18 protein-coding genes and 1 pseudogene are annotated in these 21,591 nt (G+C 44.6%); 11 read left to right on the forward strand and 8 right to left on the reverse strand.

Translation table 11 applies throughout. The annotated features are described in order from the left end of the window. The first annotated feature begins 360 nt into the window (after positions 1-360). Complete coding sequence (gene hpf / locus FZC78_RS16155) at positions 361-936, forward strand: ribosome hibernation-promoting factor, HPF/YfiA family (protein WP_148941155.1); 576 nt, start codon at positions 361-363, stop codon at positions 934-936. Positions 937-1,304: 368 nt separating this feature from the next. Continuing rightward, a complete protein-coding gene (locus tag FZC78_RS16160; protein WP_148941157.1) occupies positions 1,305-2,138 on the forward strand; it encodes a DUF1028 domain-containing protein in 834 nt (277 codons plus the stop codon). Positions 2,139-2,481: 343 nt separating this feature from the next. Here the strand turns inward: FZC78_RS16160 and FZC78_RS16165 are convergent, their stop codons facing one another. Then, a complete protein-coding gene (locus tag FZC78_RS16165; RefSeq protein WP_148941158.1) occupies positions 2,482-3,546 on the reverse strand; it encodes a glycosyltransferase family 4 protein in 1,065 nt (354 codons plus the stop codon). A gap of 36 nt (positions 3,547-3,582) precedes the next feature. Then, positions 3,583-4,332: a sulfotransferase domain-containing protein gene (locus FZC78_RS16170; RefSeq protein WP_148941159.1), complete on the reverse strand. Its 750-nt coding sequence runs from the start codon at positions 4,330-4,332 to the stop codon at positions 3,583-3,585. A gap of 305 nt (positions 4,333-4,637) precedes the next feature. On the opposite strand from FZC78_RS16170, the gene wecB reads away from it, so the two are divergent. The 4 genes from wecB to FZC78_RS16190 are packed head-to-tail and all read left to right on the forward strand — an operon-like array spanning position 4,638 to position 8,428. Continuing rightward, positions 4,638-5,732 (forward strand): non-hydrolyzing UDP-N-acetylglucosamine 2-epimerase, encoded by a 1,095-nt coding sequence (gene wecB, locus FZC78_RS16175; RefSeq protein ID WP_148941160.1) that lies wholly within the window; start codon positions 4,638-4,640, stop codon positions 5,730-5,732. After that, the gene (locus FZC78_RS16180) at positions 5,716-6,708 is read left to right on the forward strand and encodes a polysaccharide biosynthesis protein (RefSeq protein WP_187444965.1); all 993 of its coding nucleotides are present in this window, start codon (positions 5,716-5,718) and stop codon (positions 6,706-6,708) included. Before wecB ends, FZC78_RS16180 begins: the two co-directional genes overlap by 17 nt. Further along, positions 6,708-7,538 carry an SDR family oxidoreductase gene (locus FZC78_RS16185; RefSeq protein ID WP_148941162.1) on the forward strand — a complete coding sequence of 277 codons (831 nt, stop codon included), beginning with the start codon at positions 6,708-6,710 and terminating at the stop codon, positions 7,536-7,538. The genes FZC78_RS16180 and FZC78_RS16185 overlap by 1 nt, the downstream gene beginning before the upstream one ends. Continuing rightward, positions 7,535-8,428, forward strand: coding sequence for an NAD-dependent epimerase/dehydratase family protein (locus FZC78_RS16190; RefSeq protein WP_148941163.1), 894 nt, complete (start codon positions 7,535-7,537; stop codon positions 8,426-8,428). Before FZC78_RS16185 ends, FZC78_RS16190 begins: the two co-directional genes overlap by 4 nt. A gap of 311 nt (positions 8,429-8,739) precedes the next feature. On the opposite strand, the gene FZC78_RS16195 is transcribed toward FZC78_RS16190, so the two are convergent. The 5 genes and pseudogenes from FZC78_RS16195 to sat all read right to left on the reverse strand — a co-directional run bounded on the left by FZC78_RS16195 (position 8,740) and on the right by sat (position 13,477). After that, positions 8,740-9,624, reverse strand: a complete 885-nt coding sequence (locus FZC78_RS16195) for a glycosyltransferase (RefSeq protein ID WP_148941164.1) — start codon at positions 9,622-9,624, stop codon at positions 8,740-8,742. Between the two features lie 174 nt (positions 9,625-9,798). After that, entirely contained in the window at positions 9,799-10,395 is a 597-nt protein-coding gene (gene cysC / locus FZC78_RS16200) for an adenylyl-sulfate kinase (protein ID WP_148941165.1), read from the reverse strand. A gap of 479 nt (positions 10,396-10,874) precedes the next feature. Then, positions 10,875-11,968, reverse strand: a pseudogene (locus tag FZC78_RS16205) (SLC13 family permease). Next, complete coding sequence (locus FZC78_RS23755; protein ID WP_187444971.1) at positions 11,863-12,300, reverse strand: hypothetical protein; 438 nt, start codon at positions 12,298-12,300, stop codon at positions 11,863-11,865. Before FZC78_RS23755 ends, FZC78_RS16205 begins: the two are co-directional and overlap by 106 nt. 28 nt (positions 12,301-12,328) lie before the next feature. Then, entirely contained in the window at positions 12,329-13,477 is a 1,149-nt protein-coding gene (gene sat / locus FZC78_RS16215; protein ID WP_187444967.1) for a sulfate adenylyltransferase, read from the reverse strand. Positions 13,478-13,573: 96 nt separating this feature from the next. Between sat and FZC78_RS16220 the strand changes: the two genes are divergently transcribed. Then, a complete protein-coding gene (locus tag FZC78_RS16220; RefSeq protein WP_148941169.1) occupies positions 13,574-14,992 on the forward strand; it encodes a hypothetical protein in 1,419 nt (472 codons plus the stop codon). Between the two features lie 73 nt (positions 14,993-15,065). On the opposite strand, the gene FZC78_RS16225 is transcribed toward FZC78_RS16220, so the two are convergent. Then, positions 15,066-16,379 (reverse strand): hypothetical protein, encoded by a 1,314-nt coding sequence (locus tag FZC78_RS16225; protein WP_148941170.1) that lies wholly within the window; start codon positions 16,377-16,379, stop codon positions 15,066-15,068. Between the two features lie 1,683 nt (positions 16,380-18,062). Between FZC78_RS16225 and FZC78_RS16230 the strand changes: the two genes are divergently transcribed. The 4 genes from FZC78_RS16230 (at position 18,063) to FZC78_RS16245 (ending at position 21,400) form a co-directional block, all read left to right on the forward strand. Then, on the forward strand, positions 18,063-19,256 hold the full coding sequence (locus FZC78_RS16230; protein ID WP_148941171.1) for a hypothetical protein: 1,194 nt from the start codon (positions 18,063-18,065) through the stop codon (positions 19,254-19,256). 93 nt (positions 19,257-19,349) lie between these two features. Further along, the gene (locus FZC78_RS16235; RefSeq protein WP_148941172.1) at positions 19,350-19,982 is read left to right on the forward strand and encodes a hypothetical protein; all 633 of its coding nucleotides are present in this window, start codon (positions 19,350-19,352) and stop codon (positions 19,980-19,982) included. A 138-nt stretch (positions 19,983-20,120) separates the two neighbouring features. Next, the gene (locus FZC78_RS16240; RefSeq protein ID WP_252183649.1) at positions 20,121-20,540 is read left to right on the forward strand and encodes a M67 family metallopeptidase; all 420 of its coding nucleotides are present in this window, start codon (positions 20,121-20,123) and stop codon (positions 20,538-20,540) included. Positions 20,541-20,647: 107 nt separating this feature from the next. Further along, the gene (locus tag FZC78_RS16245) at positions 20,648-21,400 is read left to right on the forward strand and encodes a glycosyltransferase family 2 protein (RefSeq protein ID WP_148941173.1); all 753 of its coding nucleotides are present in this window, start codon (positions 20,648-20,650) and stop codon (positions 21,398-21,400) included. Positions 21,401-21,591: the final 191 nt, after the last annotated feature.

Below are 21,591 nucleotides of genomic sequence, written 5' to 3' on the forward strand. Positions count from 1 at the left end.
TGGTAATTCTTTCTTTTTTTGACGAAAAACGTCGTTTGCTAGTCTTAGAAGCTCGAATCTTGTCGAATAAAGAGAGGAATCTTAATGAAGATGCAGAAAGTTTGAGTTATTGAAATCATAGAAATCAGGGCTCTGAGCTCTTGATTGTGAATCAATTCACAAATATTTCGTTAATAATCTGCTTGCAAAAAGCATATCCATGAGAAAATAATAATAGAAATATATTTCTCTAAACCCTTTCATGACAGCCTTCTACAAGAATTTTGAGAAGTCGTCAAAATTTTTAGAAAGATTAAGAAGGAATATTGAAGGGAATAGAGAAATATATAAACATAGCTTTATCTAAAAGGAGGAGTTTACATGTTGAACTACAACATTCGAGGCGAGAACATTGAGGTAACTCCAGCGATTCGCGAACATCTGGAGAATAAGATTGATAAGATGAATCGTTACTTCAATGAAACTCCTGATGCTGACGTAAATGTTAACTTGAAGGTTTATCCTGATAAGAAGACAAAGGTCGAAGTGACAATCCCGATGCCGCACTTAGTACTGCGCGCTGAGGAACGCCACGACGATATGTACGCAGCAATTGACCTGATCGTAGATAAATTGGAGCGTCAAATCCGAAAACACAAAACTAAAGTGAATCGCAAAATGCGTGAAAAAGGCAGCCCGAAAGAATTTTTCGCCGCTCAGGAAGGCTTGACTACAGACCAGCTCAATGAAAAAGCGCAGGAAGATGAAACGGATATCCCTAATGAAGTCGTGAGAACAAAGCAATTCAACCTGAAGCCGATGGACAGCGAAGAAGCCATTCTTCAAATGGACCTTCTCGGCCACAATTTCTTCATCTTCACAGATGCTGAAACAAATGCGACAAACATCGTTTACAAACGCAGAGACGGTAAATATGGTTTGATTGAAACAACATAAGGTAAAGTCAGCATCCTGCAGGTTTACTGCAGGGTGTTTTTATATAGTAAAAGGTTCAGATGAAGTACCTGATTCTCGAAGTCGGTGCTATGTAATTTTACATAAAGGTTCATGAAGAGAAAGTGTAGTGCTGGATATGAAGCAAATTTTGCTAAAATAAGTTACTAACCTAGTTAACTGCGGATAGTTTTGTGTCAAAGAAGGTTGCTTCTTAATAAAAAGGTTGGACATATATATACAGTCCCGGTTGATTGGAGTCGTACACCTGAAGCGGAAATCTAACAACTCCTAGTGTATAAAGAAAAAAGGATTTATCCTTCGTGTGTCGAAATTAGTCTAATAGAATATTGATCAGGGAGGAAACGAGCATGACATTCAGTATCGTCGGGTTTGATCCAAAAGAGAAAGAGTGGGGGATCGCTGTTCAATCGAAGTTCATCGGGGTTGGCGCTGTGGTGCCGTTTGCCCGTGCAGGTGCGGGAGCGGTTGCGACACAATCTTATGCAAACACTGCTTACGGTCCTCAGGCTTTGCAGCTTATGGAAGAGGGGAAAACAGCGGAAGAAGCGGTGGAGCTCATTATGAAGGATGATCCGGAACGGCATTTGCGCCAGGTAGGGCTGATCGATGCCCAAGGCAATGCAGCCACTTTTACAGGAGAAGGCTGCTATGAATGGGCAGGCGGCATGACGGGGGAGCACTTTGCCGCACAAGGAAATATCCTCGTTGATCAGCGGACGGTTGAAGCGATGGCTGAAACTTTTGCTGAAACGGAGGGCACCTTGGCTGAACGCTTGCTGAAAGCGCTGGATGCCGGACAGGAAGCAGGCGGTGACTCACGCGGTAAGCAGTCTGCGGCCATCTATGTCGTCAAGGAAGCAGGCGGGTATGGTGGATTCAATGACCGTTTGATTGATCTCCGGGTCGATGACCATGGGGATCCCATCAAGGAACTCATCAGGATATTCAATCTTCATCAGCTTTATTTTGCACCATCCAAGCCGGAGCGGATTGTACCTGTGGACGGAGCAGTGCAGGAAGAATTGAAGGCCGAATTGGAGCGCCATGGCTATATGAAAGCCGACAAGACGGTGAGTCAGGCACTGCGGGATTACCTGCATACCGAGAACTTCGAGATGAGGGAGCATGAGGGAAGTATTGATCTCGATGTTCTGGAGTTTATGAAGAAGCAGGGGAGATAGCGGAAGGTGTTCACGTGATTGCAAAATGAGTAATATATATAGTAAAGATTAGCAAGAGGACGAAATCGCTTATGATTTCGTCCTCTTTTTTGATTGATATAGAAAGGTAGAGACTGTCAGCTAAAGGGCAATAAATAATTATCTTCCTGCTAGAACTTTATTCTCACTCTCTAATAAGGTGATTGAGCATTCCCAATTTGACTATGATCTTCGTGGAACCACTGCATCCGCATATTAACTCCCTCCAGAGACCAGCCCATCAGTGCAGCGGAAATTACACCAGGAACCTGTGACGATTGCCGGTAACAAATTACAATTCTCTACCGCATACCTGATTTCAGGCTCACAAAGCCCGAAGCATCTCCATAAAATTCTCGGCATAAATCTCAGGAGTGAAATGCTGTTTGATGTACTGCTGTGCATTCTGCCTTATTTGGGCTTTCAACGGTGCATTGTGGATGAGGTCTATGGCTTCGTGGGCAGCCCGCGTGACGTCTCCCTGCCGATAGATTTTGCCTGTTACGTTATGGAAGATGAAGCTTTTGATGCCGTCCGAGTCTGTGGTCAGTACCGGGCAGAGGCAGCACATCGCTTCCACAATGGCGTAACCGAACCCTTCATATTTTGAGGTGGAGCAGAGCATTCCGCCTGAGTTTCCGATTCTGGAGTAATAAGCCGGCATTTTGCTGTGTGGCACATTGGAAAAAATGGTGATATATTTACTCAGGTCAAGTGAGCGTACCATTCTTTTAAAGGCTGTCACTTCCTGTGGTGCGTTCAAATTGCTGTCGGTGAAGATCCAGATCCGTAAGTTGGAATAGCTGGAGGTGAGTTTTGCCGCCAGAAGCAGGAACTCCTTCCAGTTTTTGTTGTCTTCGAATCTTCCTACCCAGCCGAGCAGCATGTAAGGCTCGGTAGTCAGCCCCTCTGTGACATAGGAGAAATTTTTTGTATCGATGCAATTATGGAAAGAGAATTTTTTCTTTAATGGATAATACTTTTCAATGAGTGTGTTCAAGTGAGGTGTTTTGGGATAAAGGATGGCGTCTGCGTGCTTGTTGATTAAAGGCTGTGCATATTCAAGGATGACATCCGCCTCTTCAAACTGGCCCATTCCCTGAACCTCGTAGATCAGCTTTCCTGTAAAGCCGAGATTTCGCACCCTTTCAAGGAAAGCATAATCCGATCCCACTATGATGGCATCGAATTTTTCGGATGCTAAAATAGTGCGTATTTTAGTGTCATCATTGGTAATCCACGTTTTTTCTTTGATATTCTGCATCCCTGCTCCTTGGGCGAAAAACAGGAACTGAAACTGTACCCCTTTTGGTGCCAGTGCCTCGGTCCGCTGTCTGGCCAAGGTTTCGACACCTCCGCTCGGAACATAATAGACAAATAGAATTTTCATTGTATCAGACTCCTTTTTATCATTTATCTTGTGAGGCTACCAGTTATAATCCTTTTCATACCCCAGCCGGATTAATAGATCGCCGGCAACTTCCTTGAACACTCTCTTATGCTCGGGAGTGAAGTCCTTTCTCCAGTCTCCGATGCTTCCTTTCCTGAAAGTAGCCGACTTGTCAGGATTTACATTTCGGAGCATTCTTTCAACAATCTCTTCTTTGGTCAGGTTGAACACGTGCAGTCCATCCCAAAGGTGGTCAGTAATCCTCTGCAGGGTATTGTGTTTGGTTTCCGTGTCTCCTGCCAGGTCTTCGAATTTCACCCAGCACACATGCTCATAATCCAGCCATTTCATGATGTCAATCGAGTAGCCGCGGATATTCTGGATGATAAGCGGCCCCCCATATAGGGGATCTTCTACTTTTGCCCCCTTGATCATGGTCATGATTTGATCTTCGTAAGAATGAAGTCCCAGTCCAAGGTAAGGATTATAGGGATGGTTGTATTGATTCCGCAGGATAAAGTGAACGAGCGAGATGACATTGTCACGCAGGTCCCTTGTTATGAGAATCATTTTGATATTGTTCTTTCTTATATACTCTTCGGCCGAACTGCTGTAAGGGAGGTGTGCGGGCGCGAATATTCCTTCCTTTATAAGCGAGAGTTTTTCCTCCGGATCTATCCAGCTTCCTGCTATTTTCATCTTCGGTATCCCTTCGACAAGCTGAAGCATTAAGTGCGTCCCGCTTTTGGGGATGGAATTGACTAAGATTCTGCATGGATTTTTCAAAAGTATCTCCTCCTTTCATAAAATTTAAGTCATTTCTGTTTCCTATATGGGAGTGTGAATGGATTTCTTGTTCCTTTTAATTTTCGTAGCTCAGAAATGATATAAACCTATCAATATAGTATGTCCGGCTGGAATTTTTGGTATAGGCAGCCGTGTTCATTCTTACCCCTGCTGTTCAACAGGGCATGTCCCTCTTGTCCATGAGGCAGAAATGATAGAAGTTTCTGGAGTAAATTAGGAGATATAACTAGTACACTTTTTTTTTGCGAGAATAGGTTATTTATAGGAAGCAAAGGAGGGACAACATGAAAGTATTGACCATTTTGGGTACAAGGCCTGAAATCATCAGGCTGAGCCTCATTATGAAAAAACTGGATAAGCTGGCGGACTCTCATATCATTGTTCATACCGGGCAGAATTTTACTCATTCCTTAAACGACATTTTTTTTGATGAACTGGGATTGAGGGCACCTGATTATATTCTTTCATCTTCGCAGCAGTCGCTTGGCGGGCAGATGTCGATTCTCTTCCGGGAGCTGGAAACCATCCTTCTGCAAGAAAAGCCTGATAAAGTACTTGTGCTTGGTGACACCAACAGCGGATTGAGCGCTATTTTAGCAGAAAGAATGATGATTCCTGTCGTCCATATGGAAGCGGGAAACCGCTGCTTTGATCTCAACGTGCCGGAAGAAAAGAACAGGAAAGTGATCGATGCTGTGTCTTCTTTTAATCTGCCTTATACCTATAACAGCAAGCAGAATTTATTAAAAGAGGGAGTTTCACCTGGCAGGATCATGGTTTGCGGGAATCCAATTTATGAAGTGCTGACACATTACCAGGAGGAAATTGATAGCAGCAAGGTCTTGGAAACCTTACAGCTGAAGGAGCAGGACTATTTCTTAGTAACGATTCACCGAGCTGAGAATGTCGATAATCCGACTCATCTAAAAAGTATCGCTTCCGCCTTGAACAAACTGGCAGAACTCTATCAAAAGAGGATTATCTTCAGTACGCATCCGCGGACGAAATCAAAGCTTGATAGAGATCCTTCCATTAAAATGCATCCACTGGTGGAGAGCCTGGAGCCTTTTGGATTTTTTGACTTTGTAAATTTGGAACAGAAGGCTCTATGTGTGTTGACGGACAGCGGCACCGTTCAGGAAGAGTGCTGTCTTTTTCATGTGCCGGCAGTGACTGTGAGAAAGACCACGGAAAGACCTGAAACGGTGGACTGCGGAAGCAATCTGGTGTCAGGTCTGGAGGAGGCGGCCATCCTCACCGGCGTTAAGACGATGTTGAATGAGCCGAAAAACTGGGACTGCCCGGAAGAATATTTGAAACAGAATGTCTCGGCGACTGTGCTGAAAATCATATTGGGAGGGAATGAAATTGTTTACTGATAAAACGATTCTTGTAACAGGGGGAACCGGTTCGTGGGGCTATGAGCTGATCCGGCAATTGCTGGAAAAGAACCCACGGGAAATCAGGATATTTTCAAGAAATGAATCCAGTCAGGTGAGCATGCAGCAGAAATTTGACCACAATCCCAAGCTGAAGTTCATTATTGGCGATATTCGTGACAGGGAAGCGATGCTGGAGGCTTGCCGTCGAGTCAACTATGTTTTTCACTTGGCTGCTTTAAAGCATGTTCCGGTTTGCGAGTACCAGCCGCTTGAAGCGTTGAAAACAAATGTGACGGGCACTCAGAACGTCATCGACGCAAGTTTGGCAAACAAGGTGGATAAAGTGGTGTACATCTCAACGGATAAAGCTGCAAATCCATCCAATTTCTACGGATTCACGAAAGCGCTGGGAGAAAAGCTGATCATCAATGCCAATGCGCTGACAGATGACACAACGTTTGTCTGTGTGCGGGGCGGCAATGTTTTGGGAACGAACGGCAGCGTCATACATGTCTTTAGACATCAAATTGAAAAACATTCGAAGGTCGGAATTACGGATAAAAACATGACACGATTTTTCCTGACAATAGAAGATGCCATCAAGCTGCTTTTCAAAGCAACCTATGAAAGCTATGGCGGCGAGATTTTTGTCATGAAGATGCCTACCTGCAAGATTCTTGATTTGGCTCATGTGTTGATCGAAGAATATGAGGGCAAGGATATTGAGATTGAAGAACTGGGCATCAGACCGGGGGAGAAGCTGCATGAAATCCTTTTAACAGATTTCGAAAGCAACAATACGATTATATATGATGAAGAGTATTTCGTCATACTGCCGACCATTGAAATAGACGGACTGAATGAGTATTATCAGGCTTACCCTAAAGTGGATCTTGAGACGTATTGTTCGAGTGATAACACAATCAACAGGGAAGAGATCAAGCAAATGCTAAAAGATGGAGGCTTTCTGTAATGAACGTCCTCGTGCTCGGCGGCCAAGGCATGGCGGGACATATGATTGTGGACTACTTGAAGCGGCAGGAAGGATACGGGGTTCATTTTACAACAAGGACAGGGGGAGGCGATTCCATCCAGTTGGATGTGCGTGATCTCTCCTCGGTTTCAAGAGTGTTGAAAGAAATCCGCCCCGAGGTCGTGATCAATGCAGTTGGCTTGCTGAATGAAGCCGCAGAACAGAATCTTAAAGATTCCTTGATTATAAACGGCCTGCTTCCTCATCATATCACCGAAGTCCTTGAAGATATGGGAGCGGGCGGCAGGCTTGTTCATATCAGCACCGATTGTGTTTTCTCGGGAAAAGCGGGAGAGTATGATGAGCATGCCGTCAAGGATGGGGCGAGTGTCTATGCCAAGACAAAATCTCTTGGAGAAGTGACGAAGAGTCCCCACCTTACCATCAGGACCTCCATCATCGGACCGGAATTGAAGGAAGACGGACGCGGCCTATTTCTTTGGTTCATGAAGCAGGCCGGGGAGATCAAAGGATTTGACCGGGTCTACTGGAACGGTGTGACGACTTTGGAATTGGCAAAAGCGATCGAACACTCTCTCCGCGAAGGTATAGCAGGACTCTGGCATCTCTCACAGGAAGACAAAGTTTCCAAGTACCAGCTGTTAACGATGATGAAGGTGGTTTTTGATAAAAGCGATGTAACGATTCTGAAGGATACAGAACATTACAGTGATAAAAGCCTTGTCATTACACGAAAGGATATTGAGTACCGTGTGCCGGGATATCCTGTCATGCTGCAGGAAATGAGAAACTGGATGGAAGGCATATGACGGCGAGCCTGCTTATCACGGGGGTTTCGGGATATACCGGAGCGGAAGCCTGCCGTTATTTTGCCTCTAAAGGATATTCCGTAACCGGGATGGTCCGAAAAGCCAGGGAATCAGCAGAGGGAGTCTGTTATGCGGCATGTGACCTGCTGTGCAAGGAGGAGATGAATAGGCTCATAGAAACTCAAAAACCGGATTATATCCTTCATCTTGCGGGAGATAATCATGCGGGGGATTCCTGGCAGCGTCCTCTCGGGGTGCTCGAAACGAATGTGAATGGAACTCTGAACCTGATGGAGGCTGTAAGGAGGTATTCTCCGGCAACCAGAATCCTTGTAGCCGGATCAATGATTGACTATGATCCTTGTAAAATGGAAAGTCCGAATCATCCCTATGGAGTGACCAAATATCTTCAAACTTTTACCGCGAAGTGCTGGGGACACTTGTATGACATGGATATCGTCATTGCCCGGCCTTCCAATTTGATCGGTCCGGGGGATTCCTCTGGAATCTGCGCACTGTTAGCCTCGAAGCTTGTGGAGATGGAGCATGGACCTGGGAAAGGGAAACTGGAAATTCATAACTTGAAGTCGCAGCGTGATTTTCTTGATGTCAGAGATGTGGTGAGGGCTTATGAAATACTGCTTTTGAAGGGAAAATCGCTGCAGGATTACTCGATAGGATCCGGCGTGAGCAGGACTCTCGGTGAAGTTGCTGAAAACCTTGTGAAGCTGACGGATGCTGAGGTGGAAGTAAGTCATTCACTGGAGGAGGCAGAGGCTCCATTTCTTGTTGATTGCTCAAAAATGGAGAGCCTCGGCTGGTCACCGGGCATTACGTTTCAACAATCGATGAAGGATATTTTGGCGTACTATCGCAGCCGTTCTTGCTAGGAATAGAAAGAAGCTTATGAAAGGCAGCCATTGAGACAGCAGCGTCTCGAGGGGAGGCTCCATAAGCTTACATAGTTAGTTCTTTTAGAGAGTTCTTTAAAGTCTTTGTTTTGAGTTTTATTGGTCGGAGAGTCCTGGAGGCCGTTGAAGCCGAATTTCGAGTTAATTGGTCTCAAGGAGTTTCCAAGAGACCATTTGGAATCGAATTTCGAGTTGAAGTGGTCTCAAGAACTCAGTATTTCGAACACCCTGCGTTCCGTTGGACCCTAAAAGATAAGATGTTAAGAAATAACCATTCCTAACCCAAACTCCTAAAAATTAATCGAGAATTTTTTAAAGAACTCATCATCCGAGACGGATCTTTTACTCAAATACTCAGCCCTCTTTGTTTTTGCCCCATCTCCAAGGACTTTCTGTTCCACTTTTTTAACTGAGCTGGTGCGGCTTATCATCTGCCTCAGCTTCGCAATTCTCGCCTCGCTGAAATGGAGGTAGGCCATCCGCAGCTGATTATAATTGAGGTCATCAAAGTGAACTTGGTATGGATGTGAGGTTCTGAATAAATGCAGAATTTTTACATTCGGTTCACAGTGGCAGCGGTAGCCGAACAGCCATAATTTGATCGAAATCTCCACATCTTCATGGCCCCAGCTGGAGAAGCCGGTTTCGAAACCTCCGACGTCTGTGAATACCTTTTTCGGAATGATGAAGCATCCGCCGGGAATGATAGCTGTTTCAAATAGTGCCTTTCTGCGGTTGTTCCACGTGACTTTAAGGTTTTGTGAAAGAGACTGTCCAAAGCCGACAATGTGAGGGGCATCCATGGAGCCGATGGCCGGGCAGACGACATCGGAATTCCCTGCGAGCAGATGGAATAAGAGCCGGTCGATCCAGAAGTTTTCAAACGTCAGATGAGCATCGCAAAACAGCAGGTAATCATGGGAGGCTTCTTGTGCACCGAGGTTTCGCGCATTGGACGGTCCGATTCCCTGTGCATTGATCAGCCTGATTTTTTGTTTGTGAGGGTAAGTGGAGAGGAAATCACAGCACTTGTCCTCTGATGCATCATTAATAATGATCGTTTCAAATTCAACATTTGTTTTTACATTGAATAGTGAATCGCAGGTGTTTTTTACATTTATCCCTTCATTCTTCACGGGGAAGATAATGGATACCTTTGGTGGAGTATTCGGCATCAAGATCCTTCCTTTCCAAACTATTCTCCTCTCAGTGTATGAATCCGGTTTAGGTTTGTGACGTGATTTCCTTGGGTGAATCCTGGATGTGGCACCGTTAGGAAGAGAGACTTACGGGCTGCCTCAACGCCTTAAAGCACTAAGAGGAACTGTCCCTCATAGTGCTTTAAGGTGTTAAATATATTTTCTTTCTCGAAGGTAGGCGAGAACTTTTTCAGCTGATTGTTCGACGGTCTCTGTCTCGGTGTCGATGACCAGGGCGGGGGATAATGGCGTTTCATAGGGAGCGTCGATCCCTGTAAAGCCCTTGATTTCACCTGCTCTTGCCTTCCGGTAAAGTCCTTTGGGATCGCGTTTCTCGCATTCTTCCAAACTGGCATTCATATAGACCTCTATGAACTCTCCTTCTTCTACGATGGATTTCACCCATTCCCGGTCCTTCTGATAAGGAGAGATGAAGGCGGTCAGCACAATCGTGCCGGCATCGACAAAGAGTTTTGCTGTTTCGCCGACGCGGCGGATGTTCTCGTTCCTGTCTTTTTCAGAGAATCCCAGATTGCTGTTCAGGCCGTGCCGGAGGTTATCTCCGTCGAGCCTGTAGACCTGTCTGCCGGACTCGAACAAGCGCTTTTCCAGCTCAACTGATAAAGTCGACTTGCCTGAACCGGATAATCCGGTAAGCCAGATAATCATGCTTTTGTGGCCATTACGGTTCTGTCTCTTTTCCTTACTGATTCCTCCATTATGCCAAACGGTATTTTCCGATTTCATATTAAGTTTCCTCCTGTCTTTAGTAGATTTCATTAAGGGGATGTACATATAGCAGTTACGCCGATAACCTGGTTGAGTCCGCAGGTAAAGGGTGATCTCCACCGATAACCAGTTTCTGTCCCGCCCTCTCTCCCATTTTAAAACCACATATAGTAGACGACAGTCACTGCGACAGCCATCACAATTAAATTTAACGGAATGCCGATTCTTAAAAATCCTTAAAAGAATACCCCCTTGGACCATATACAATCAGGTTTGTCTGATAGCCGACCGGTGTTGAAAAGCTTGCTGATGCTGCAATAGCAACTATAATTGCAAGCGGAAGAAGCGGAATCGACTGGATTGGATAAGGGAAATTTTATATGCGATAGGAAACATGATGACCGCTGCGGCGTTGTTGGTGATGAATTCAGTAAGCAGGTTGGTGAAAAGGTAGAGAGCCAGGATCATGGTAAAAAGCCCAAGAGGAGCGAAAGTATTCAAGTGAAATGGGCGATGAATTCAGCGAGCCCTGAATTGGCCAGGGCCGCTCCAATCCCGAACGAACTGGCGATCAAAACCAATACATTCCATTGGATAAAGCTTTTGATTTCATTGTTAGAAATGATATTGAATAAGCAGAGAAGAAGGACGCCTGTACCATAGGCCTCTATGATTGAGATGATATCAGCTATTACCAGCAGGGCCATGAACCCTAGCAGGAAGAGGGACGTCCAGCCCTTTTTCCTGATGCTGGGGTTGAAAAGGGAATCGTTGAGTTGAGAGAGAAAGTAGAAATCAATGCTGGATGTTTCTTTCTTGAACTCTTTTCCCACGGCCAGCAAGAGTATATCACCGGGCTTCAAAACGATGTCTCCGATTTTGGACTGAAGATGCTTTCCGTGACGGTGCACCGCAAGGATAGCCGCATGATAGCTGCTGCGGAAATCAGTCTCTTTCACTTTCCGGAACAGGAGAGAGGAACGCGGAGTCACTGCTGCCTCGATCACTTTCATGTACTGAAACTGTCCCGCTTCCACGTGGGCTGGGATCTTTAAGCTTTTGGTTTTCTGCAGGGAGGAGATTCTGCTGATGTCACCTGAAAACAGCAGGATATCATCCTTTTTTATGACCATGGAACTTGGTACAGGAGTGAACTGCAAGGACCCGCGGAACAGACTGGCGAGAAAAACGCCCTCCAATTTCCTCAGCTTTGCCTGTTTAAGGTTTTTTCCGATATAAGGATAATCGCTTCCGACTTTGAACTCACACAGGTACTCTCTCCTTGCACCCTCTTCATCATGAGGTTTCACTGCTTTATCCGGGAGCAGTGTTCCTCCGAAGAAAATTAAAAAAGCGATTCCTATGATAGTGGCGGGCAGTCCCACTGCTGCGAGTTGAAAAAAAGCAAACCCCTCTCGCCCTGGTCGACCATCAGTCCATGGACGACCAGGTTGGTGGAGGTGCCCCTAATGGTCATCATTCCGCCTAAGATAGTGGCATAGGAAATAGGTATGAGGAGTTGAGAGGGTGATACATTATGCTCCCGGCACCAGTTCCGGATGATCGGAGTGAGCATGATGACGATTGGCATATTATTAAGGAAGGCCGAACAGATTGAAAGGGGGCAAGCAGCTTAAGAAGAAAAATCTTGTTGGGCCTGCTACCGCTTACTACCCTCTTAAAAAGGGTTTCCATCACACTGCTTTTATCAATGGTCCCTGCTAATATGAACAATAAGGCAATGGTGATTAATCCTTCATTAGAAAATACCAGCAATGCTTCCTGGGGGGAAATGATGCCTGTCAGTAAAAACAGGAGCATGACGGAAGATACGACAAGTTCAGGTCTTATAATGTCCCTGATCAGTAAGCCGACCATTCCGAGCAAACTGAGAAGGACAAACCCTGCTTCCCATCCCATCATGTGCCTCTTGAATGATAGGCGCTGCTGCTCATCCGTTCCCCAACCCTTTTATCAGGACTTCTGCGACTTCTCTTCGGGAAAACTCTTCAGGCGGAATTTCTCCTTTTCTCAGCATTTCCCTTACCTTTGTTCCGCTCAAATGGGTATGGTCCTCCCTCTGATGGGGGCAGGTCTTTGAAGTCGCCATGCTTTTACATTTCTTGCAGTAGAAGGCATGTTCAAATTTCAGGATTTCAATTCCGATTTCTTTTGGCCGGAAGCGGTTGAAGATTTCCTGCGCCTCGTATGTTCCGTAATAGTCTCCGACACCTGCGTGGTCTCTGCCGACAATGAAGTGGGTGCAGCCATAATTTTTCCGAACCAGCGCATGGAAAACGGCTTCCCTTGGTCCTGCATATCTCATGGCTGCCGGGAATACGGAGAGATGGACCCTTTCCTTGGGATAGTAATGCTTCAAAATCGCCTCATAGCTTTCCATCCGGATACCAGCAGGGATATCGTCCTTTTTGGTTTCGCCTACGAGAGGGTGAATCAGCAGGCCATCCACCATTTCCAGGGCGGTCTTCTGAAGATATTCATGTGCACGGTGTATGGGATTCCTGGTCTGGAAAGCAGCAACTTTGTCCCAGCCCTTTTCTTTAAAAAGCTCCCTTAACTGTGACGGCGTTCCATATGACCCAGGAAAGTCGACTGGCTGCTGGTGAAGCAGAGTGATCTTTCCAGCAAGATAGATTGGCGGCTGTTCAAAAAGAGAACAGACTCCGGGGTGATTTCGATCATTGGTCTTATAGATGGCAAGGGCTTCGGCTTCCTTGTCATACTCGAACTTTTCCTCCAAATCAAGGACTGCATAAGGAGTGCCGTCTTTGCCTTTCAATACAATTTTGTCCCCAGCATTAAGGCTTGAACTTATTTTTCTGGAGACAGGAAGGGTGATGGGAAGAGTCCATGCCGTGCCATCAGAAAGTCTCATGGTGCTGAGAATGGAGTAGTAGTCTTTACTGTTGACGAAGCCCTGCAGTGGACTGAGAGCACCGGTGGCGATTAGTTCCAAATCAGACAAAACCCTGCTGGAAACCTGTATTTCCGGGAAGGTCCCAATCATGCCCAGCAGCCTTTGTTTCTCTGAGGGATCTGCTATTCTATTGACTAACGTTCCTCCGTGAGGTTCAATCATCTTCAATTTCCTCCTTTGCTTTTTTATAGCAGTATATGATTCGACGGGGAACTTGTCCGGGCGTCCATCCATAGCGGCAGGGTGTTCTTCATCGGAATGGCGGGCATATCAGGAAAGCCTTCCCCATATAATGGATACTATGAACATATCTTCCCTGGCCCGGTTCAGACAGCTGCACGATCAGGCAGCGTGAATTTGGTATTTATGGAATTCGATGCAGCCAGCGGCGGAATCAGGCAGCATGGAATTGATATTTGTGGGAATCAATGCAGTCAGCAGTCCATTTTTAACTGCCATTATATATATCTAAACATCGAAGGGGTGAAAGTGATGAAAGTGAATCTTGTATTTAATGGGATGCCTGTCGGTGCCATTTCGTTTACGTCTCTTCCATCGGTCATGATTTATTTGGAGGAAAATGGATATAGATCCAAGTGGGACAGCGGCAGCCGAACTTTGGAGGTCGAACAGTTCCTTTTTGATAAAAAAATTCTGTTGCAGGTAAATACAGAGGATGATCAATTGGCGGGAGATTTGGGAAGGCAGTTGAAAGCGTTCCTCAAGCATATGGGGATTAAAACGGAAATTGTGAAAGAAGTGGAGGGCGGTGACAAGCTGGATGGTGATTTGCTGATCCGTCTGGTCCTCTCGACCGAAGCTCAAGTGACAACCAATACTGTTTCCATCTCCACAACCTCCGGGTTCGATCGGAGAATCTTGAAGGATAAGATCATTCCGCTGTTTAAGCAGCAGGATCATAAATGCAAGCACCTTCATGACGCGGTCAAAACATCGATTCCAACCGCTAATTTTAAAATGGAGTTCGCTGATTATGATCATGAGGATCTCTCTTTAAAGCTGGCAATGGCGGCGTACCATCTGCTGGGTAAGGATCTTCAGAAGTTGGATCTTTTCGATATTTATTGGGACCTGCAGGGAGGGACTGCAAAAAAAGCTGCGAGGGAACGGAATAACGTTAAGAGAGAAGAGGGGAAAACAGCAGGCCAGTCTATTGTGGAAGCAGTTGTGGAAAGAGCTGAGGAGGAAAAGCAAGCCCAGTGCGACCTGTTCTTTGATTATTCCGTCACGGCTGGGCGAAAGACGGAGAAGTATACCGTCTTTTCTTCCATCCATCTGCGGAACATCGGGGAGAGGGCATTGCATAATCCGGTCCTCTGCTTGAAGGTGGAGCCGGTAGACAGTGTCGATATCGGCGGGCAAGTTCTTCCTCCAGGCATGAGCGAGTTGTTTGCCGTCCAGGGGGAAGCGGGAGCCCGCGGGTGGGAATATATCGGAGAAGAGTGGCTGGAAAAAGCCTACACAACTGGAGAGTACTGGATCAAGCCGATTCAGGAGTTGACCATTCAACCCTCTGAAAGCGTCTTGCTGGAAGGCGTGCAGTTCTCCTTCGAGCCTCCTGAGCAGGCAGGGAAGATCTCCATTGCCGGGTTCGTTTATTTTCAGGATCAGAACCTGCAGTTTAAATCGTTGAATACGATTGTGTTTTCGTTCTAAAATCAATAACAAGATTTTTTGCATTTGGCATAGAAAAGGCCTGCGTGCTCGAGCGGCAAGCTGGCCTTCAGTCTTAAATAATTTTCTTAATAATCGATTGAGAAAATTCTTTTTGTTTCTTGATCCATTCTCTAATCATGTTCAGGTTGGAGGAAAGGAGGGCATTTTGCTTTTTCAATTCCTGCATGCCTTCATCAAAGTGATCGAGTCTGTTTTCGTGGTGCTGGAATCCTGACAGGAAGGACCGTTTGGTATCTTTGACTTTTTCTTGCAGAGCTGTATTTTTGTTTTCAACCTCCTGCAGCCTCTCGCTGTAAGCTTTCATGATTTGTTCAATATCCTGTAACTGGTTCTCAATCCAGCCTTCTTTTTCTTTAAATTCCTCTTTGTATACTTCGAAAGTTTCCTTCAGGGACTGCATCTTCATTTTTTCGGTGTCTATAAGCTGCTGCTTAGCCTCCTGCAGCTGCTTAAGGAGCCCATCTCTTTCTGCTGAGAGACTTTCAGCGGCTGCTGTGCCGGTGATGACTCTTTCATACAGCTCTTTCTTCGTGCTTTCCGAGGAGTGGAGTGCTTCAGTAAGGTCCTGGATTTGACTCTTGCTGTTCCGGACTTCTCCGTTCAGGGTTTCAATTAGCTGCTGTGCGTCTTGGTTTTCCTGCTGCAGCTCAAATTTTGCCGCTTCCAGTTCTTGATTGGAGCTTTTTAGGAGATTTAGTTCTGCCTTTAGCTGTTCGTTCTCCTCCAAAACTTCTTTTTTCTTCAGTTGTGACACTCTAAGTTCATGTTCTGTACTATTCAGTATTTCTTCGGCCATCTCAATTAAGGATGTTTTTTCGCCAAGGATTTCTTTTTGCTGGTTCAGTTTGGCCTGGAGTTCCTGCTGCTTTGCTTGCAGTTGCTGTTTTTCTATTGTCAGCTGGTCTTCCTTTGTTTGGAGGAGATTTACCTTTTTCAGGGCTGAAGTAAGAGATTCCTGGAGCTCTTTCAGGGATTCTTCCTGCTCCTTGTTCGTTTGAGCCAGTGAGGAGGCTTCATCCTGATGATGCAGGATTTCCTTACATGCCTCATCCAGATTACGTTTCAAATCATGGATATCCTGTTTGAATTGTAATGCCTCTTTTATCAGTTTTTTTTCTTGTGTGATGAGGCCTTCTGTCTTGGTATTAGCTTGAGAAAGCTTCTTCTCCAGGACCTGGATTCGTTGCTCGGCCTGTTTCTTTTCTGTGATCAGCCTGGTTTCATTCTCCTTGAACCGCTTGTTTTCAATGAACAGATAGGTCCGTGACATCTTCTTGATTTGTTTTTCGTATTCCTGAAGTCTGGATTTATAGAAAATGGTTTCTTGATTCGACAAATGGTAAAGGGGTTTTTCTGAACTTTCCACAACTTGTCAACTCGCTTTCTGGTCGCGTTTCTTATAATAAATTATGTGCTCATTTTCTTCTCCGTTACAATTGCCTGCGCCCAAATGCAAGACACCATACAACCTAAAAAGGATATCTTCCCGTACCGGGGAGATATCCTTTTCGCTGTTTTCCGTTCATTAAACTGTTTTTGTTCCTGACTTGCGGTCAGCAGTCTGTTCCCGCTTAGTCTGTTAAGAAAGGTTGGATTTCGATTACACGATAAGAATTCCCAGTGTTCTTATCGATTCTTTTCTTGTTGTTTCAGCGCTTCTTTTATATTTCCGTTCGGCATATTCATTTGAAACAGAATTGTACTCTATTTTACGTTTCATTTTTTATGATCAATTTAATTGAAAGAATATTTTTTTGAGAAAGGCGCCTCTGCCTTTCGATACTAGTATATGCAGGTTTGATATCAAGTGAACTGATAGATGTCTATTAATCAGCCTATTTTATTCTGTGAGAAGGAAAGGGTAGCGAAATTGGTGAGAGAGAAGGCGGTCAGGCAAATTTCTTAAGAACAATACTGCTGCATTCTGACTCTATATAGGCAATCTAGGAGCAGCTTGTTCCACTTATTAACACAATTGGCAGCCCGGTATTTAGGGATTTCTTCCCCTCGCTAGCCAGTAACCGTTACATGTGGCCCAAAGTTAGGAGGTTTCCGCAATTCATGACACCCATAAAGGAAGAAGGAAGACGTTCAAAACCGGCCTTGCACCATCTCCACTCGCCCCAACTTGATGAACAGCTGCTTCTAAATCTAATAGATGATAAATCCAAACAGGAGGTACAAATAGCAAAAAAGTTTACGAAAAGAGCCTTTTTTAAAAGGTGGGTCCGGTTAGTTAGTTGTTTTGGTGAAAATAGTGAGAACTAAATTTACTCAAAGAAATCAAAGATCCCTTCCTTTAAATAGTGATTTAATATCACATTTCCTCAGAAACAAGAAAGAAATCAGTTGATCTTCCCGTTAGAGAGAAAAATCTCAATATTCAACGGAATTCGAAAGAAACAATCTATTTGGAGTTCTCCTTTTTGGGAATGGGGGAGGAAGCTTGTTTAATAGGCTTTTTTCTAAGTTTAATGACTGTTTTAGAATCGATTTTACCTTCATACCTCTATAAATAGGAGCTGCCCGCCTGAGCGGAAATCCATTTCATTTAAAACAGCCACAATATATGCGAAAGGCTGTTTTCGCATATATTGTTGCTTTCGGACATCCCCGGATACTAAGAGTTGTAACTCTAAACGGGGAAGAGCGCTCTTTTCTTTTCGGTTTTTCCAGATTTCATCTTCGTAATAGGGTTATTTTTTTGAAATTAGTATTAAATAGCAACAAAGTTTACGAAAAGAGCCTTTAAGAAAGATGGTCCCTTTTCTTGCAGGTGAGGGAAACCAAAAGCCTATTAAAAAAAGCACTATTATTAGGATTTCATCAAAGAATATTGTTTCAAAGATTTTACTGAATTTGAAATCTTCTATAGGAAAGATCATAGAACCCCCTCTAGATAAGGGTCTGCATCATTCCTCTACTTCCTGGATGAATGTCCAATTGTATATTTTTTTACAAAAATAGGTTATTTATCTATACCAAAATCCTCTTTGTAAATAGGATAAAGTGTACCGAAAATATTCATTTGAAAGAAAGGAAGGATTTCATGAAGAAACGTCAACCTATCAGGGGTTCCCAGACTCCTACTCCATCACCTTCACCGATTCCATTGGATCCAAATGACTTGGCTCCGGAATGTATTAGGGTGGATAAAGTTTACGATTGGGTATTCTATGCCAACCGATATACAAATAAGAACTTCATTCCTTGCGAAGAATCCCGCGAAGCAGTAAGTGCGGCTCTTGCAGCAGGGCAGCGTATCGAAGTTCAATGTAACGCAGGAGATGCTGCTGATGTAGCGTGCAATGCAACCATCCAGGAGAATGGCAATCCAGGCCGTGTCTTGATTGTTTGGACTGTTCCGGTAGAGGTGACCATCCTTATTGACGGGGAAGCCATTACTACTTTCACAGTGAGAACACAATTCACAGATGAAATCATGCTGTGTGTACCTACTGGAATCACCAACGCTAACATCAACTGCCGCGCTACACAAGTCATTTGCCAAACGGGCGGAGTCTTGATGGGACCGGATCCATTTGGACCGATGATCCCGTTAACAGTCGTCATTTGTAAGGATGTGCAAGTAGAGTTCCCAGTTAAGCTGGAAGTTTTGGCGAAGTTCTGCTTCCCGCGGCCCAACAACATTCCCGTACCAGCCGATAAGATCAAGTGTGACTTGAATTTGTTGGAATTTCCCAGACAATGTCCTGGATTATTCCCTGTAGCCAACTGTGAGTGCCAGGCAACAGCATTGGCTCGTAATGAAGAAACGACAGCAGTATTCGGTGCAGGAACAGATGCACTGGATGTAACAGGCCTATCCAGCCTGCGCGCTGAAATTTGTCAAGAATGCTCGCTTGGTGACAGCACATTCAAATACTCTTTCACTGACACAGACACAGGTCCGACACCGACTCCAACGGCAACAGGATTGCAAGGAGATCTCAGCTTTACATTCAATCCATCATCTATTGACAACGTTACGTGCGGAACAGACTCTCTGACTGCAACAGGTGTAGGGGTAAGATATTTTGATGGACTTCCTGAGCAGTTAACCTATGAACTTCAAATCTTCACTGGATTATTAGGTCCTATTGAAGAAGGTTTCCGACTGATCTTGAGAAATGCGGCTAATACAATTGTATTCGACAGCGGCGTAGTAGAAGCCCTTGTGGAATTCGATGAGTGTGATACGTTCGCAGACCTGCTTGATAGCATTGAAGACTCGGATGACTAATGAGGAAGATGGGAGGAGAGTTTATGCTCCTCCTTATTTTTTGCAAATGGACATTCAAGAAGATGGTAACCAAAAATGAGGAGAGTGCTTGTTATGTTATGGAAATTATTTTTCGGTAAGAGCAAGGAGGAGTATTTACAAGAAGTGTTGGACCGGCTATCCGGTATGGACAGTCATTATTCTGACCTTACTACAGGAATGGAAGATGTGAGAGAGCTGCTTGAAGCTTCCAGGGTGAACGGGGGCCTGCAAGAGGAAAAACTGGATCGGCTGCTCACTATAATGGAAGACTGGATGAATACTTATGAGGAAAAAATACATCAGTTAGGAGCTGCTGATGACCAGGAATTGAAAAGAGAATTAGAGAGAGAAAGAGAAAGAGCCTCCTTGGAAGAACAGAAAGAAAGGGAGTATCAGCAGAGAATAGAACTTCTGCAAACTCAGGCAGAAGAGTATAAACAAAAACATGAAGAATCAGAGAAAAGTGTCTGGTCCATGCAAAAGGAAGTCCAGGCATTAAAAAAACAGTTTAACAGCATGCATAATCATCAGTTGAACTCCATTTCCAGCAGGAAAAAAAACGCAGGGTCCAGAAGGCAGGCAATTGCCGGCGGACAGGGGATGTCCAAAGAGGACCAATCTATGATGAAAGAACGCTATGGCAATATCCCTGTCAGCACAAGCTCGAAAACGACGATTTTTAACCCTATGAGATACAGCAAGTAAAGGGGGTGAACCATATGAGACGAGAAGACGTGCAAAAATTATATAAAGAAGCCACTAGAACGAAAATTTCTCCGACAAGAAGAAAAAAAGTAGAACCAGCTCCCCAAAAGTCCTCTTTCAAATTCAAAGGGTGCGGCTGTGGAGCGAGATAATCTGGTCCCACCCTGCTTCCTGATGAAAGAAGCCTATAATGAAATGATTCTGCACTCTATTCATGCATCACCGTATGAAGCATGCGGGCTGCTGTCCGGCAGAGGAATGAACTGTGAAACGGCATGGAAAATGAGAAATGTGGAAACTAGTGAACATTCATTTGCAATGGATCTGGATGAAATGGATAAAACATTCTCTTCCATAAAAGAAACAGGACATAATTTTAATGGAATCTATCATTCTCACCCTAGCGCCTCTCCGATCCCTTCTGCTGAAGATATTCAGTATGCGGTGTATCCGCAGGCGTTCTATTTCATCGTTTCTTTAAAGGAACCGAAACCGGAAGTGGCTTGCTATCTAATCGACAATGGGAATGTTACAGAAGTGGAGATCATTATTTTATAGAATAATCTGCCGCTGCCTGCTGTCTGGAGGCAGCGGCTCCTTCCTGCTTTATCCCGCGAAGTACGTGAACAAGAGAACTTGTAAATTTAAAAAAATGAGGTGATGAGATGAAGGTATCTATCATTATTCCATTCTATAACTGTCCATATATCGACCAGGCTGTCAAAAGTGCTCTTAACCAGACCTATCCCGATGTTGAAGTCATAGTCGTGAATGATGGATCCACCCAACAGACGGAAAAGCTGGCTCCCTTTCTTAACAGAATAAAATATATTGAAAAATCCAATGGAGGTACTGCGACAGCGTTGAATGCAGGCATTGAGGCAGCGACAGGCGACTATTTCGCATGGCTGAGTTCGGATGATCAGTTTTTGCCGGACAAGACTGCTGATCAGTTGGCATTTATGCTGAATGCCAAAGCAAGGGTATCCTATACCGCCTTCAGATTCATAGATTCGAATAGTGTAGTCACCAGTGATATGCGATACAGGCCATTGAGCTGGAAGGAGACCGTCCACACATTGGCTGACAGGTGCCCCATCAACGGTTGTACCGTCATGGCGGAAATGAACTTAATCAGACAGGCTGGAAAGTTTGATGAGAGCTTAAAGTACACCCACGACTATGATATGTGGTGCAAACTTTCTTTATTGACACATCTTCGGTATATGGATGAAATAACTGTGCATTACAGGGTACACGAAGACATGGGTTCGAAAAAGCATTATTTAGAGCAACAGCAGGGAGCTGAACAGGTTCGAAAGAGGTATAAGCAAGCATTTGAACTATTTAGGGAGAGCAATAAGCCATCTAAGGCGGCGGGAGCGATTCCATTAAGAAAAAGAGGCAAGCCGCTATAAAAAGTTATATTTAGGGGTTCATTTAAAATTCTTGCAACTGGCTGCATTTGTTTGAAAATCTACAATTGATAGTGAAAGTACTCGATAGTATGAAGATTGAATAGAATTTCACTATGCCTGCTCTATAAAATTCAAAAAGGCCATCACTTCACCGGGTATGGACTGATGGGTGAAAACCGGTGAAAGATCAA

It is taken from the genome of Rossellomorea vietnamensis, from assembly GCF_008180415.1.
Lineage (GTDB): Bacteria > Bacillota > Bacilli > Bacillales > Bacillaceae_B > Rossellomorea > Rossellomorea vietnamensis_C.

Bases quoted from the DNA above. Each gene is read 5' to 3' on its own strand.
- cysC (WP_148941165.1), bottom strand. From the start codon at position 10,395: ATGAAATCGGAAAATACCGTTTGGCATAATGGAGGAATCAGTAAGGAA.
- FZC78_RS16160 (WP_148941157.1), top strand. From the start codon at position 1,305: ATGACATTCAGTATCGTCGGGTTTGATCCAAAAGAGAAAGAGTGGGGG.
- FZC78_RS16165 (WP_148941158.1), bottom strand. From the start codon at position 3,546: ATGAAAATTCTATTTGTCTATTATGTTCCGAGCGGAGGTGTCGAAACC.
- FZC78_RS16185 (WP_148941162.1), top strand. From the start codon at position 6,708: ATGAACGTCCTCGTGCTCGGCGGCCAAGGCATGGCGGGACATATGATT.
- FZC78_RS16180 (WP_187444965.1), top strand. From the start codon at position 5,716: ATGAAATTGTTTACTGATAAAACGATTCTTGTAACAGGGGGAACCGGT.
- hpf (WP_148941155.1), top strand. From the start codon at position 361: ATGTTGAACTACAACATTCGAGGCGAGAACATTGAGGTAACTCCAGCG.
- FZC78_RS16195 (WP_148941164.1), bottom strand. From the start codon at position 9,624: ATGCCGAATACTCCACCAAAGGTATCCATTATCTTCCCCGTGAAGAAT.
- FZC78_RS16190 (WP_148941163.1), top strand. From the start codon at position 7,535: ATGACGGCGAGCCTGCTTATCACGGGGGTTTCGGGATATACCGGAGCG.
- FZC78_RS16235 (WP_148941172.1), top strand. From the start codon at position 19,350: ATGTTATGGAAATTATTTTTCGGTAAGAGCAAGGAGGAGTATTTACAA.
- sat (WP_187444967.1), bottom strand. From the start codon at position 13,477: ATGATTGAACCTCACGGAGGAACGTTAGTCAATAGAATAGCAGATCCC.
- wecB (WP_148941160.1), top strand. From the start codon at position 4,638: ATGAAAGTATTGACCATTTTGGGTACAAGGCCTGAAATCATCAGGCTG.
- FZC78_RS23755 (WP_187444971.1), bottom strand. From the start codon at position 12,300: ATGATGGGATGGGAAGCAGGGTTTGTCCTTCTCAGTTTGCTCGGAATG.
- FZC78_RS16230 (WP_148941171.1), top strand. From the start codon at position 18,063: ATGAAGAAACGTCAACCTATCAGGGGTTCCCAGACTCCTACTCCATCA.
- FZC78_RS16220 (WP_148941169.1), top strand. From the start codon at position 13,574: ATGGCGGGCATATCAGGAAAGCCTTCCCCATATAATGGATACTATGAA.
- FZC78_RS16245 (WP_148941173.1), top strand. From the start codon at position 20,648: ATGAAGGTATCTATCATTATTCCATTCTATAACTGTCCATATATCGAC.